This window comes from Myroides sp. DF42-4-2, from assembly GCF_030326445.1.
Taxonomy (GTDB): domain Bacteria; phylum Bacteroidota; class Bacteroidia; order Flavobacteriales; family Flavobacteriaceae; genus Flavobacterium.
This window is the reverse complement of record NZ_JACAKI010000012.1, coordinates 1-13,704: the sequence shown is the minus strand read 5'-3', so window position 1 is coordinate 13,704 and position 13,704 is coordinate 1. Positions and strand designations below refer to the sequence as shown.

Annotated in this window: 12 protein-coding genes and 1 tRNA gene; 6 read left to right on the top strand and 7 right to left on the bottom strand. The window is 37.0% G+C overall.

Annotated features, from left to right (window positions below; all coding sequences use genetic code 11):
• Nucleotides 1-81: 81 nt before the first annotated feature.
• The 6 genes from HX062_RS10000 to HX062_RS09975 all read right to left on the bottom strand — a co-directional run bounded on the left by HX062_RS10000 (nucleotide 82) and on the right by HX062_RS09975 (nucleotide 8,420).
• Nucleotides 82-2,304, bottom strand: a complete 2,223-nt coding sequence (locus HX062_RS10000) for an NADP-dependent isocitrate dehydrogenase (protein WP_286467279.1) — start codon at nucleotides 2,302-2,304, stop codon at nucleotides 82-84.
• A 250-nt stretch (nucleotides 2,305-2,554) separates the two neighbouring features.
• Nucleotides 2,555-4,966 (bottom strand): GumC family protein, encoded by a 2,412-nt coding sequence (locus tag HX062_RS09995; protein ID WP_286467278.1) that lies wholly within the window; start codon nucleotides 4,964-4,966, stop codon nucleotides 2,555-2,557.
• A 5-nt stretch (nucleotides 4,967-4,971) separates the two neighbouring features.
• On the bottom strand, nucleotides 4,972-5,754 hold the full coding sequence (locus HX062_RS09990; protein WP_182627349.1) for a polysaccharide biosynthesis/export family protein: 783 nt from the start codon (nucleotides 5,752-5,754) through the stop codon (nucleotides 4,972-4,974).
• A 111-nt stretch (nucleotides 5,755-5,865) separates the two neighbouring features.
• Nucleotides 5,866-6,609, bottom strand: a complete 744-nt coding sequence (gene lptB, locus HX062_RS09985) for an LPS export ABC transporter ATP-binding protein (RefSeq protein WP_182627351.1) — start codon at nucleotides 6,607-6,609, stop codon at nucleotides 5,866-5,868.
• A gap of 2 nt (nucleotides 6,610-6,611) precedes the next feature.
• Entirely contained in the window at nucleotides 6,612-7,451 is an 840-nt protein-coding gene (gene tatC / locus HX062_RS09980) for a twin-arginine translocase subunit TatC (protein ID WP_182627353.1), read from the bottom strand.
• Between the two features lie 3 nt (nucleotides 7,452-7,454).
• Nucleotides 7,455-8,420, bottom strand: coding sequence for a KpsF/GutQ family sugar-phosphate isomerase (locus tag HX062_RS09975; protein WP_286467276.1), 966 nt, complete (start codon nucleotides 8,418-8,420; stop codon nucleotides 7,455-7,457).
• Between the two features lie 90 nt (nucleotides 8,421-8,510).
• Between HX062_RS09975 and recQ the strand changes: the two genes are divergently transcribed.
• Nucleotides 8,511-10,706 carry a DNA helicase RecQ gene (gene recQ, locus HX062_RS09970; RefSeq protein ID WP_182627357.1) on the top strand — a complete coding sequence of 732 codons (2,196 nt, stop codon included), beginning with the start codon at nucleotides 8,511-8,513 and terminating at the stop codon, nucleotides 10,704-10,706.
• Between the two features lie 92 nt (nucleotides 10,707-10,798).
• Here the strand turns inward: recQ and HX062_RS09965 are convergent, their stop codons facing one another.
• Nucleotides 10,799-11,041 (bottom strand): hypothetical protein, encoded by a 243-nt coding sequence (locus tag HX062_RS09965; RefSeq protein ID WP_182627359.1) that lies wholly within the window; start codon nucleotides 11,039-11,041, stop codon nucleotides 10,799-10,801.
• 172 nt (nucleotides 11,042-11,213) lie between these two features.
• Here HX062_RS09965 and idi point away from each other — a divergent pair, with 172 nt between their 5' ends.
• From idi to HX062_RS09940, 5 genes are all read left to right on the top strand, one after another.
• Nucleotides 11,214-11,750 carry an isopentenyl-diphosphate Delta-isomerase gene (gene idi / locus HX062_RS09960; RefSeq protein ID WP_182627360.1) on the top strand — a complete coding sequence of 179 codons (537 nt, stop codon included), beginning with the start codon at nucleotides 11,214-11,216 and terminating at the stop codon, nucleotides 11,748-11,750.
• Nucleotides 11,747-12,163, top strand: a complete 417-nt coding sequence (locus HX062_RS09955; protein ID WP_182627362.1) for a 6-pyruvoyl trahydropterin synthase family protein — start codon at nucleotides 11,747-11,749, stop codon at nucleotides 12,161-12,163. The genes idi and HX062_RS09955 overlap by 4 nt, the downstream gene beginning before the upstream one ends.
• Nucleotides 12,164-12,259: 96 nt before the next feature.
• Nucleotides 12,260-13,228: a type I phosphomannose isomerase catalytic subunit gene (locus tag HX062_RS09950; RefSeq protein WP_182627517.1), complete on the top strand. Its 969-nt coding sequence runs from the start codon at nucleotides 12,260-12,262 to the stop codon at nucleotides 13,226-13,228.
• Between the two features lie 55 nt (nucleotides 13,229-13,283).
• Complete coding sequence (locus HX062_RS09945; protein WP_182627364.1) at nucleotides 13,284-13,547, top strand: hypothetical protein; 264 nt, start codon at nucleotides 13,284-13,286, stop codon at nucleotides 13,545-13,547.
• 80 nt (nucleotides 13,548-13,627) lie between these two features.
• Nucleotides 13,628-13,701 (top strand) — tRNA-Thr (locus HX062_RS09940).
• The last annotated feature ends 3 nt before the right edge of the window (nucleotides 13,702-13,704 follow it).

The following is a 13,704-nucleotide window of genomic DNA, read 5'->3' as shown; positions in this document are numbered from 1 at the left end:
GTAAAATAAAAACCCCGCCTTTTTTAGACGGGGTTTTATTTTTGAGGCTTTTAAAGCCTTTATTATGTACATGCGTTTGAATTACGCAATAGCATCAATAATTGAATTTAATGTAGCACTTGGACGCATTGCTTTTGCAGTTGCCTCTGGGTTCGTTTGATAGTACCCTCCAATTTGCTGTGCTTTTCCTTGCGCACCAATTAACTCTTCATTAATCTTAGCTTCATTCTCAAGCATAGCTTTTGCAACTGGTGCAAATTTAGCTTGCAAACCTGCATCTTTCGTCTGTGCAGCTAATGCTTCAGCCCAATACATGGCTAAGTAGAAGTGAGATCCGCGGTTGTCAATAGAACCTACGCGTCGTGCGGGTGATTTGTCGTTGTCTAAGAATTTAGCTGTTGCTTCATCCAAAGTCTCAGCTAATACTAATGCACTAGCGTTGTCTTGTGTTTGGCTCAAGTGTTCAAATGATGCACCTAAAGCTAAGAATTCTCCTAACGAATCCCAACGTAAATATCCTTCTTCAATAAATTGTTCGATGTGTTTTGGAGCAGATCCACCAGCACCCGTTTCGAATAATCCTCCACCGTTCATCAAAGGAACGATTGAAAGCATTTTCGCAGAGGTACCAACTTCTAAGATAGGGAATAAATCCGTTAAGTAATCACGCAATACGTTTCCAGTTACCGAAATAGTGTCTAATCCTTGACGGATGCGCTCAACAGTAACTTTTGTCGCTTCGATTGGACTTAAAATACGGATGTCTAAACCTGTAGTATCGTATTGTTTTAAGTATTCGTTTACTTTTTTGATTAATTCTCTGTCATGTGCTCTATTTTCATCTAACCAAAAGATGGCTGGTGTTTCTGATAAACGCGCACGGTTAACTGCTAGTTTAACCCAGTCTTGAATTGGAGCGTCTTTGGTTTGACACATTCTGAAAATGTCTCCTGCTTCTACTGCTTGTTCAAAGAACACAGTATTATTTTCATCAGAAACGCGGATTACTCCAGTAGCCTCTGCTTGGAATGTTTTGTCGTGTGAACCGTATTCTTCTGCTTTTTGAGCCATTAAACCAACGTTTGGTACTGATCCCATGGTTGTTGGGTTATAAGCGCCATTTACCTTGCAGTCTTCGATAACAGCTTCGTAAACGCCCGCATAACAACGATCTGGAATAATAGCCAACGTATCTTGTTGTTGACCTGCTTTGTTCCACATTTGTCCTGAAGTACGGATCATCGCTGGCATAGAAGCATCCACGATAACGTCTGATGGAACGTGTAAGTTTGTGATGCCTTTGTCAGAATTAACCATTGCAATTGCTGGTCCTTGCTCAATAGCTGTGTCAATTGCTGCTTTGATTTCAGCTTCTTGTGCATGACCTGCTATTTTAGCGTATAAATCTCCTAAACCGTTGTTTGGACTAATACCTAAAGATGCAAATACAGCAGCATATTTAGCGTATACATCAGCAAAATATCCTTCAACTACAGCACCGAAAATGATAGGGTCAGATACCTTCATCATCGTCGCTTTTAAGTGAGTTGAGAAAAGAATGTTTTTCGCTTTCGCCTCTTCTTTACATTCAGATACAAATGCTTTTAGTTTAGTTAAGTTTAATACTGTAGAATCAATTACTTCACCTTGTAAAAGAGAAGCGTAGTCTTTCAATAATTTAGTTGTCCCATCTGCACCGATGAATTCAATTTTGAATTTAGCATCTTTTGCTAGTGTTACTGATTTTTCAGAACCATAAAAATCTCCTTCCGACATTGAAGCTACTCTAGTTTTAGAATCTTTCGCCCAAGCCCCCATACTGTGTGGATGCTTCTTTGCGTAATTCTTCACTGCTTTTGGAGCTCTACGGTCAGAGTTACCTTCACGCAATACTGGATTTACAGCAGATCCTAAAATTTTAGCGTATTTAGCTTTAATTTCTTTTTCTTCGTCGTTTTTAGGCTCAGCAGGATAGTTAGGTACGGCAAAACCATGGGCTTGAAGCTCTTTAATTGCTGCGTTTAATTGTGGAATTGAAGCAGAGATATTCGGTAATTTAATAATGTTCGCTTCTGGGCTTTTTGCCAATTCTCCTAGTTCAGCTAATGCGTCACCAATTTTTTGTTCGTCTTTTAAAAATTCTGGGAAATTAGCTAAAATACGTCCAGCTAAAGAAATATCTCTTGTTTCTACATCAATACCTGCTGTCTTTGCAAAAGCCTGAACCATCGGTAAAAAAGAATACGTAGCTAACATGGGAGCTTCGTCTGTAAACGTGTAAAGGATTTTAGAATTCTTTGTCATTTTTGTTAGATTTAAATGATAACAATATAATTGTTGTATGTGTTGAGTCTAAAACATTGTAATTATACTAGCAAATATAATCATAAGCATTGAGAAAAACGTGCTTATTCAGTGATATAACAGTAGAATTGTTAAGTTTATAATATGTATAAGTAAAATTGCTTTATTGTTATTTTTGCTCGATTAAAAAAGTAATATTTATAAAAAAGGGCTGACACATTTCTGTATCAGCCCTTTGGGTTTTATCGCGTTATTTCAGATTTAATAGTTTTTTCCACCACGGACGATTGTCTTGTTGAACATCGTGTCCATAACCGTAACCGTAGCCATAACCGTATCCATAACCTCCATATCCTTTCATGGTAATGGTGTCATTTAAGATAATTGACATATTTTTCAATTTGCCTTCGCGGTGTAAATCCGTTGGAAGTTTTAGCATGCGCTTATCTAAGTAATTTGCTCTTGTTACGTAAATAAACGTATCTGAGAATTTGCTGATTAATAGGGTATCTGTTACTAAGCTCACAGGAGCAGTATCTACAACAATGTAATCGTATTCTGCTTTTAATTTTGTAAACATAGCGCTTATCGCATCTCCCATTAGTAATTCGGCCGGGTTTGGCGGAATTGTTCCTGCTGGTAATGCGTATAGATTTTCGTATCCATCAATCTTAACAATAAATTGATCAATGTCAACATTTTTTCTCAATAAATAATCAGAGACTCCTTTTGATGGTAAAGATAAGTAATCATCCAAGCGAGGATTGCGCAAATCCATTCCAATTAAAAGCGTTCGCTTGCCTGAAAGCGCTATCGTAGCCGCTAGATTTACTGAGGTAAATGTTTTTCCTTCTTTTGGGAAAGTAGAAGTTAAGAAAATTGTTTTTGCTTTTCCTTCTTCAACATTTCCTAGCATAAACTCTAAGTTGGTACGTATAATACGCAAGGCCTCTGCTGAACTTGAACGACTCGATAAATCAATGATATTTTCGTGGTCATCTGAATGCGGAATATCACCTAAGAAAGGTACAGGCGTGTTATTTTCAATATCTAAGCGATTCTTCACTTTGGTGTCTAATAGTAAACGCAAGTATATCACTACAAAAGGGATTAACCCTCCTAGTACTAGTGAAGCCAATAAGACAATCATACTTTTAGGCGAAACCGGTTTTTCCGAACTCTTCGCTGTATCAATTACTTTAGCATTCAAATCAGTCGCAGCTAATGCAATGGCCGTTTCTTCTCTTTTTTGGAACAAGTATAGGTAGATCGCTTCTTTTACTTTTTGTTGTCTGTCGATAATTCTAAACTCACGCTCTTGTCTAGGAACTTGGGATAACTTAGAACGCAGTTGACGCTCTTTGCTTGCAAGCTCCTTTTGAGTGATTTTTAAGGAACTCTCTAAACGCGTTAAGCTTCCAGCAACCGAAGTTTTCATCGCTGCGATTTGGTCGTCGTATTTGACTACCATAGGGTTCAATTCTGTCGAACTTGAACTAATGCGATTGCGATCTAATACCAGCATATTGTACTGATTAATCTGTGCGTTTACATTAGCATCAGAAGAAATTAGATTGGGCAAAAGCTCATTTTGTTTACTGTTTTTTAAGAAATCAATTAATGAGGAAACAACTTTTAATTCTGTTTCGTTTTCAATAATTTGCTTGTCGTAGGCATTGGCATTCTCTAGGAATAAACCTAACTCCGTTGGGATGTCAGTGATGCTATTTCTCGATTTATACCCCTCTACTGTTTTTTCGACATCGCTTAATTCATCCGTAATAAGTTTCAAACGACTGTCAATAAATTCAGATGTCTTTTCTGAAATATAGCGCTTGTCTGCAATAGCTGCATCATTGTAGATCGTAATTAGATTATCTAAATAATCAATAGCTTTAGCAGGAGTTGGACTTAGTAAAGTCAAATCAAGTATACTCGAAAACTTATCTGTAGGTGCAATTTGCACATTTTTTACAAAGTGCTCCGTTACTTTTTCAATGGGATTTATTTCAACGATAATACTGTTAACTTCTTCAAGTTCTTCTTCTTTCTCTACTTTTAATTTGTGTAAAGTAGCTGTAGGTTTTGGAGCATTTCGAGTAACGATTAATTTACCTAAAACTGTTTCAATAGGTGTGTTGTATTCGAAGGTTCCTAGTTTTTCCTTCTCTATGTCAAAAAGAGTGAATGACGTTTCTGTAATATCTTTTACGTGAAAAGTATAGGTAATATTGTCAAAATCAAAAACGCGTTCAATAAAGTTGAAATCTATCGGACTGTTATTGTATAGTTCGCTTTTTATTACTCGACCTTCATTGATATAAGAAATATTTAATTGCAAACGACGTACCGTTTTTTCTGCTAAGGTACGAGAAGACAAAACTTGTGTTTCGGTTTCAAGATTACTCTTGCCACCGGATAACATACCTAAATCTGCAAATGCTGAAAGTTCGGTAGAAATACCTCCCCCTCTTTTTTCGTCTTTTACAACAATAGTTGTATTAACCTTATAGGTTTTTTCCGTATAACGAAGGTAGATGAACCCTAGTACAAGTGTAAGAATAATACTTACAACAAACCATCTCCAGTGGATGAGATATTTTTCTAATTCTTCGCGAATATTTACACTAACGTTTTCGCTATTGTCAAATTTTCCTTCCATTTTTTTTATCTAGTTGCAATCGAGATGATGGTTATTAATAGAGATAAAGCTGAAATACCCACAGTTAAGTTTGGACCAATAACAGAAGAGTTAACTTTTGTTTTGTTTGGTTCAACATAGACAATATCATTTTGATTCAAATAATAATAAGGGGATGTTATGAAGTCTGCTTTAGTCATGTCTACGCGATAAGGAATGCGTTTCCCATCGACTTCACGGATGACAAGAATATTATCTCTTTTGCCATAAACCGTTAAATCTCCAGATAGAGCTATGGCATCCGCTAAAGTCAATCGCTCACTTACAACGGTGTGAATACCCGGACGATTCACCTCTCCTTGTACCGTGATTTTGTAGTTCATTATACGCATATTAACGATAGGGCGAATAATGTATTTACTAATCTCCGTGGTCAAATAATCGATCGCTTGTTTCTTCGTTAAACCACTGATTTTTACAGTGCCTAAAACTGGGAATTCGATGTTACCTTTGTTGTCTACTAGGTAAAGCTGCTGTTGAGCAGATCCAGTACCTGCAGGATTATTCAAATTGGTAAGCATGGTATTTACTAAGTTAAATGGCTCTGCCGCTTCTCTATCTTGTGCAGATACAATAATCATTAATAAATCATCTGGCTGTAGATACGTTTCAAATTGTTCTACCGTATTATTCTTGGCTAATACTTCCTCAATATTTTGATAGTATACCATCGACTCTCTTGAGGCACAAGAAGTGAGAAAAACTGTCGTAGTGATAAGTAGAACGACAAATAAGTTTCTTAATTTCATTGTTAATTTTTTTTCAAAAATAGAACTTTGTTAAGTTGAATAAAAGTAAAAGTAACAATATTTTACAATTAAAATTAAAAGTGTGTTAATTGTTAATTTTTTACTGATATCTTAGTCGAAGTCTAGTTTCTTTTTACGTAATTCAAAGTTTTGACCTAAGTATACCTTTCTAACCATTTCATCCTCTGCAAGTTCTTCTGGGACGCCTGCTTTCAAAATACCTCCTTCAAACATTAAGTAAGTTTTGTCAGTAATAGCTAGTGTTTCTTGTACATTGTGGTCGGTAATTAGTATGCCAATGTTTTTATTTTTCAATTTGGCTACGATGCGTTGAATGTCTTCTACGGCAACGGGGTCAACCCCTGCAAAGGGTTCGTCTAGTAAAATGAATTTTGGATCTGTTGCCAAGGCACGGGCAATCTCCGTTCTTCGACGCTCACCTCCTGATAGTAAATCCCCGCGATTGGTGCGGATGTGTTCTAAGTTGAACTCAGCAATCAAGGACTCCATTTTTGCTACTTGCTCTTCTTTTGGAAGCTTAGTCAATTGCAGTACGCTCAAAATATTGTCTTCAATACTCAACTTTCTAAATACCGAAGGCTCTTGTGCGAGGTAACCAATACCGTGTTGTCCGCGTTTGTACATCGGAAAATTGGTGATGTCCATATTGTCTAAATAAATATGTCCGAAATTAGGCTTTACCAATCCAACAATCATGTAAAAGGAAGTTGTTTTTCCCGCTCCATTTGGGCCTAATAACCCCACAATCTCTCCTTGATTTACTTCGACAGAAACACCTTTAACGACTTTTCTCTTCTTGTATATCTTGACTATATTGTCTGCTCTTAATTTCATGATTAGTCCTTTTTGTTTTGTACTAAAACTTCTGCTTTGGGTTTCTTCTGAACAAATTTAGAGATATAAATACTAATTTCATACAGAATTAATAGGGGGATAGATACGATAATTTGGCTAATAACGTCTGGTGGCGTGATGATTGCTGCTAAAATTAGAATCAACACGATGGCGTACTTTCTGTATTCTCTCAAAAACTCCGGAGTCACCAAACCTAATACCGATAAGAAATACATGATGATCGGTAATTCGAAGATTAGACCACATGCGATAGAAGTCGTCTTGACTAATCCAATGTAGGAGTTGATGTCAATGTCGTTCTTTACTACATCACTTACTTGTAGGTTCACTAAGAAGTTGATCGATAGGGGCGTAATTACATAGTAACCAAATAGTACCCCTAAAAAGAATAAGAAAGACGAAACGACAATAAATAGTTTGGCGTATTTTTTTTCTTTTTGATAAAGCGCTGGACTGATAAATTTCCATATTTCCCATAAAATAAAGGGTACTGAAATGATGAAACCAGCAGTTATACACGTCCACATCATCACAGAGAACTGACCATCCATCGTTCTGTTTTGTATTTCGAATGGAAGTTCTTGCTGACAAAAACTATCGTCAAAATTAAAGTATTGCGCGATTTTACAAAAGAATTGATAGGTTACGAAATCACTGTTTTTAGGACCGAAAATGATGGTGTTGAAGATGAAATCTCTAAAAAAGAACGCGATAATACCCCCTCCTAAAATGAAGACAGAAGCGCGGATTAATAGCCATCTTAATTCTTCTAAATGGTCTAAAAAGGACATCGCCTTTTCTGAGTTTTTTTGTTTTGCCATTTGTTATACTATTCCTTCTTTTAAAATGTCATGTAAGTGAATGATTCCTTGATATGCCCCCTCTTTTGTGACGATTAATTGGGTTATTGAATTGTCTTCTAATAGGGACAACGCTTTTGATACCAATTGATCGGATTCGATCGTTTTGGGGTTTATACTCATTATATCTTTCGCTTGGATGTTTTCAAAGCTAGTGTTATTTTGTAACATTCTACGCAAATCCCCGTCGGTAATTATGCCAATTAAGTTATTATTGTCAATTACAGCGGTTACACCTAAGCGTTTTTGCGATATTTCTACAATTACATCCTTAACAGATGAATCTGGAGTAACCATCGGTTTGTTTTCACTATTTAAAATATCTTGAACGACTAAGAGTAACTTTTTACCTAAAGCACCTCCAGGGTGATACATCGCAAAATCATTGGCTGTGAAATTTCTACATTCGATTAAACAAGCCGCTAATGCATCTCCTAACACTAATTGAGCAGTTGTACTATCCATTGGCGCTAAGTTGTTTGGATCTGATTCGCGCTCTACTTTAGACAGTAAAACACAATCGGCATTTTTGCCCAAAAACGAATTTTCATTCGCAGTAATAGCTATTAATGTATTGCCAAAACGCTTAAGTAGCGGGGTCAGAACCTTGATCTCTGGACTATTTCCACTGTTGGAGATACAAATGACGCAATCATCGGGTTGAAGTAACCCTAAATCTCCATGAACGGCTTCGGACGCATGCATAAAAAGCGAAGGCGTGCCAGTAGAGTTGAATGTTGCAACAATTTTGCTTCCGATTAACGCACTTTTACCAATCCCCGTAACAACAACGCGACCTTTACAAGCCAATAGGGTTTGTACAGCCACTGCGAAGTCTTCTGTTAAGTAATCAATTAGCTTTTTAATGCTCTCACTTTCAGATAGTAAGGTTTTTTTTGCTCGGTCTAGTATAGTTGTAGATGTATTCAAAATGACGAGAATGTTAAATATTAGGATTGCACCAAAGAAAATTAGTATCTTTAGGTACTGCAAATTTATGTAAAATACCATACAAAAATAATGAAATCAATTGAAATTGACTTGCACAAAGAGTTAAAGAGGTTTTTTGGCTTTTCTCAGTTTAAGGGTCTCCAAGAAGACGTAGTGAAAAGTATTATCTCTGGACACAACACATTTGTGATCATGCCTACAGGTGGTGGTAAATCACTTTGCTATCAATTGCCTGCGTTGGTTTTAGACGGGACTGCCATTGTTGTATCTCCTTTGATTGCTTTAATGAAGAATCAAGTGGACGCTATTCGTAGCTTGTCCACAGAGCAAGGAATTGCCCATGTTTTAAATTCTTCTTTGACCAAAACCGAAGTCAATCAAGTAAAAGAAGATATTAAACGAGGCGTGACAAAATTGTTATATGTTGCCCCAGAATCATTGACAAAAGAGGAATATGTAAACTTCTTGCAAGAGGTTGAATTGTCCTTTGTCGCCATTGATGAAGCACACTGCATCTCTGAATGGGGACACGATTTTAGACCCGAATACAGAAATTTGAGGAATATTATCCGACAATTGGGCGATATTCCCATTATTGGCTTAACTGCTACAGCAACGCCAAAAGTTCAAGAAGACATCTTAAAAAACTTAGAAATTCCCAATGCAAATGTTTTTAAAGCGTCGTTTAACAGACCCAATCTGTATTACGAGGTAAAACCCAAAACGAAAAACATTGAAAGTGACATTATTCGCTTTATCAAACAACGCAAAGGAAAGTCAGGGGTTATCTATTGCTTGAGTAGAAAAAAAGTTGAGGAAATAGCAAATGTTCTCCAAGTAAATGGCATTAGCGCAGTACCTTATCACGCGGGCTTAGATGCTAAAACAAGAGCCAAACACCAAGATATGTTTCTCATGGAGGATGTCGATGTGGTTGTGGCAACTATAGCCTTTGGAATGGGAATTGACAAGCCAGATGTGCGTTATGTCATTCACCACGACATTCCTAAATCACTCGAAAGCTATTACCAAGAAACAGGTAGAGCGGGAAGAGATGGAGGAGAAGGGTATTGTTTGGCTTATTATTCGTATAAAGATATTGAAAAGCTTGAGAAGTTTATGGCAGGAAAGCCAATTGCTGAACAAGAAATAGGAATTGCCTTGTTGCAAGAAGTTGTTGCTTATGCCGAAACATCTATGTCCAGACGCAAGTTTTTACTTCATTATTTTGGAGAAGAATTTGACGAAGTGCACGGAGAAGGAGCGGACATGGATGACAATGTTCGCAATCCCAAGAAAAAAAGCGAAGCAAAAGACGAGCTTCAACAAGTGTTGAGAATTATTGCTGAAACAAAACAAGTATACAAAACAAAAGAAATTGTATTTGTGCTCCTAGGTAAGTTGAATGCAGTTATAAAAGTAAATAAAACAGATACTCAGCCCTTTTTCGGAAGTGGTAAACATAAGGATGAACGCTTTTGGTTGGCGTTGATCAGGCAAGCTAATGTAGCGGGATATCTGAAAAAAGACATCGAAACGTATGGTGTCTTGAAAGTAACTCAAGCAGGTGAGCGCTATATTGAGCACCCTATCTCATTTATGATGACAGAAGATCACGAATATGCAGAAGGAGATGCTGTGGTAGAAAGCGATGCACCAAAAACAGAATTGGTTATTGACCAAGTATTGATCCACTTGCTGAAAGATTTGAGAAAAAAAGTAGCCAAAAAAGCAGGAGTCCCTCCTTTTGTGGTTTTTCAAGATCCTTCACTAGAAGAAATGTGTTTGAAATACCCTATTTCACTAGAGGAAATGGCTAATATTATAGGAGTAAGTGATGGAAAGGCGAAGAAATTCGGAAAAGATTTTGTCGATCTGATCCAAAATTACGTAGAGGAAAACGATATTATCAGACCCGACGATTTAGTTGTGAAATCTACAGGTGCTAATTCTGCACTAAAACTGTATATTATCCAGAGTGTTGATCGCAAATTGTCTTTAGATGATATTGCCAAAGCCAAAGGATTGGATATGGATGCTTTATTAAAAGAAATGGAGCAAATCGTATATTCGGGTACCAAACTGAATATTGATTATTGGTTAGATGAAGTGTTAGACGAAGATCAACAAGAGGAAATCTACGATTATTTCATGGATTCTGAATCGGATAACATCAAAACTGCTATGACAGAGTTTGATGGAGAATACGATACAGATGAATTGCGATTAATGCGCATCCAGTTTATCACCAAAGAAGCAAATTAACAGCTGATCTATTAAGAAAAGTCCTAAAGACTTGTTATTATACGGAGGGTGTCCCAAAAGGTCACCCTCTTTTTTATAGGGGTGTATAGCTGTTATTTTACTTCGTAAAGTTCACCACGATGTGGTTTTAAAGCATCTCTAACTTCTCGCATTTGTTGGTCATTTACTACGAGATACGCAATACTGTGAACCTCATTGATGACTTCTTTGTCCATAATAGTTAAAGGGAGTTGTTCTATAGCAACGAATTCACGCAAGTGAATTACATGGTGTTCAGCAATTTTTTCAGCATCCGGACCTCGAAAATCCCATATTAGTTTGATTAATCTTTCCATGATTTGTATAAAACGCCAAAGATAACCAAATTGTGTAGGACCACCGTAAAAAGCATCGCAATCTTTACCACTGTGATGAGGAGTTCCCCTCTAGTTTTTAAACTCCCCTTTGGCATTGGTTTCCTATTTTGTTTTTTGTACTTTTGGAAGTAAAATAAATGTAACACTAGGTATGATTGAAGAGCAAGTGATTTTAGTTAATGAGCAAGATGAGCCAATTGGCACCATGGGCAAGCAAGAAGCACATGAAAAAGCTTTGTTACACAGGGCGTTCTCTGTGTTTATTTTGAATGATAAAAATGAGATCATGCTTCAACAACGCGCAGCAGAGAAGTATCACTCTCCTTTATTATGGGCGAACACTTGTTGTAGTCACCAAAGAGTAGGAGAAACAAATATTCAAGCAGGAAAACGCCGTTTGAGAGAGGAAATGGGGTTTGAAGTAGAGCTGAAAGAAGTATTTCACTTTATTTATAAAGCACCCTTTGACAACGGGTTGACAGAACACGAATTTGACCATGTGATGGTGGGGTATTATAACGAAGATCCCAATACGAATCCAGAAGAAGTGGAAGCGTGGAAGTGGATGGGAATTGAAGCAGTAAAAAGAGATATGGAAGTCAATCCACAGGTTTATACCGCTTGGTTTAAAATTATTTTCGCTGAATTTTACCCCCATATCGAAGCACATAAAATTAAAACAGCATGAGATTAACAGTTAGCCGAAAAGCACATTTTAACGCCGCACATCGATTACATCGCCCAGATTGGTCGGACCAAAAGAATCAGGCTGTGTTTGGTAAGTGTAACAATCCCAATTTTCACGGACATAATTACGAATTAATCGTCCATGTTACTGGTGAAGTTGACCCAGAAACCGGATTTGTCATGGACTTGAAAATACTGTCAGATTTGATTAAATCCGAGATTGAAGAGGCTTTTGATCACAAAAATCTGAACTTAGATGTTATAGAATTCAAAAATCTAATCCCTACTGCAGAATACATTGCTGTAGTGATTTGGCAAAAATTAAGGCCTTTTATTGCAAAAGACAAAGATTTAGAGGTGGTTTTGTATGAAACCAATAGAAACTTTGTAACTTTTAAAGGGGAGGGGATTTAACATGCATAGAATCCATTAAAAGTTGTACATTTGCGTCTTGTTTTAGGCAATAATCCCGCTGATGGACTATTGCGAAATGAGGAAGAAGTTAAGCCTATGAGTTTTATACAATATCCAATGATGTTTGAACCCATCCTAAAAGATAGAATTTGGGGAGGGCGGAAATTACATACTGTTTTAGGTAAACAGCAGATTTCTGATTCAATTGGAGAAAGCTGGGAAATTTCTAATGTTCCAGAAAATGTTAGCCTTGTTTCCAATGGCACATATAAAGGACAAAGCTTAGAAGAACTAATTAAAACCTATCCTGAAGATATTTTAGGTTCCGCTATCGTTCAGACATTTGGATATCAATTCCCGTTGTTATTCAAGTTCTTAGATGCTAAAGAGGATCTTTCTATTCAGCTACATCCCAATGATGAACTCGCAAAAACGAGACATAATTCTTTGGGAAAAACCGAAATGTGGTATGTAATGCAAGCCGATCCGGGGGCCAGGGTTGTTGTAGACTTTAAAGAAGGGGTTACCCAAGAGGATTATCTGCAACACCTGAATACCAAAACACTACCTGAAATTTTAAATGAAATTCCCGTAAAAAAAGGCGATGCTTTTTTTATACAAACAGGAACTGTTCACGCCATTGGAGCTGGAGTTTTACTCGCTGAAATTCAGCAAACGTCAGATATTACCTATCGCGTTTACGATTGGGATCGCGTAGATAGTGAAGGACAAACAAGAGAATTACACGTAGATTTGGCGCTAAAAGCGATTAATTACGAAAAGAAACAGGTCGTACTTTCTTATACTGAAGAAGAAAACCGTGCGAATCAACTGGTTTCTTGTCCGTTTTTTACGGTAAATTACATCCCTTTAGCCCAGCGATATGAGCTAGAGAAGCCACTAGATCGCTTCTATCTTTATGTGTGTACAGACGGAGCCTGTGAGCTTCAGATTAACGATTTATCGTGCGGAATTAAACAAGGTGAAACCGTTTTAATTCCCGCCTCAGTAAATAAACTCGTTGCAGTTGGTCAAGCAACATTGTTAGAAATATATATCGATTAGACCGTCGATGTAGTAAAGATAATTGTACTTTTGTTTAAATTTTAAATAAATTATTATGGCAAGCGTAAGAGGATTAAAAAAAGATGTTCACCAAGTATTAGGAGATATCATTGAGGCAATTTATATTCATGAATTGACAGTAGGAGGACCTACAGAAGAAACAACTGCTTTGATCGAAGAAGCCTTAACAGGATTCGACGAATTGATCATGGACATCAATGCAAAAGGGGTTGAAAATAAAAAAGCTCATTTTAAAGGCGTTTTTGTAAAATTAGAAAACATTGCAGGTCAATTAGTTGGAAAAATTAACAACTTGTAATTAAAATAAAGTAAAAAAAACACGCGAAATCAGTTGTAAGACTGAAAAAGCGTGTTATATTTGCACTCGAAAAATGAGTCGCCGGTGTAGCTCAGCTGGCTAGAGCAGCTGATTTGTAATCAGCAGGTCGTGGGTTCGAGTCCCTCCATCGGCTCAA

Excerpts from the sequence above, each read along its gene's own strand:
- HX062_RS10000 (WP_286467279.1), bottom strand. The coding sequence starts at position 2,304 with ATGACAAAGAATTCTAAAATCCTTTACACGTTTACAGACGAAGCTCCC.
- idi (WP_182627360.1), top strand. The coding sequence starts at position 11,214 with ATGATTGAAGAGCAAGTGATTTTAGTTAATGAGCAAGATGAGCCAATT.
- recQ (WP_182627357.1), top strand. The coding sequence starts at position 8,511 with ATGAAATCAATTGAAATTGACTTGCACAAAGAGTTAAAGAGGTTTTTT.
- HX062_RS09990 (WP_182627349.1), bottom strand. The coding sequence starts at position 5,754 with ATGAAATTAAGAAACTTATTTGTCGTTCTACTTATCACTACGACAGTT.
- HX062_RS09945 (WP_182627364.1), top strand. The coding sequence starts at position 13,284 with ATGGCAAGCGTAAGAGGATTAAAAAAAGATGTTCACCAAGTATTAGGA.
- HX062_RS09955 (WP_182627362.1), top strand. The coding sequence starts at position 11,747 with ATGAGATTAACAGTTAGCCGAAAAGCACATTTTAACGCCGCACATCGA.
- lptB (WP_182627351.1), bottom strand. The coding sequence starts at position 6,609 with ATGAAATTAAGAGCAGACAATATAGTCAAGATATACAAGAAGAGAAAA.
- HX062_RS09950 (WP_182627517.1), top strand. The coding sequence starts at position 12,260 with ATGAGTTTTATACAATATCCAATGATGTTTGAACCCATCCTAAAAGAT.
- HX062_RS09995 (WP_286467278.1), bottom strand. The coding sequence starts at position 4,966 with ATGGAAGGAAAATTTGACAATAGCGAAAACGTTAGTGTAAATATTCGC.
- tatC (WP_182627353.1), bottom strand. The coding sequence starts at position 7,451 with ATGGCAAAACAAAAAAACTCAGAAAAGGCGATGTCCTTTTTAGACCAT.
- HX062_RS09965 (WP_182627359.1), bottom strand. The coding sequence starts at position 11,041 with ATGGAAAGATTAATCAAACTAATATGGGATTTTCGAGGTCCGGATGCT.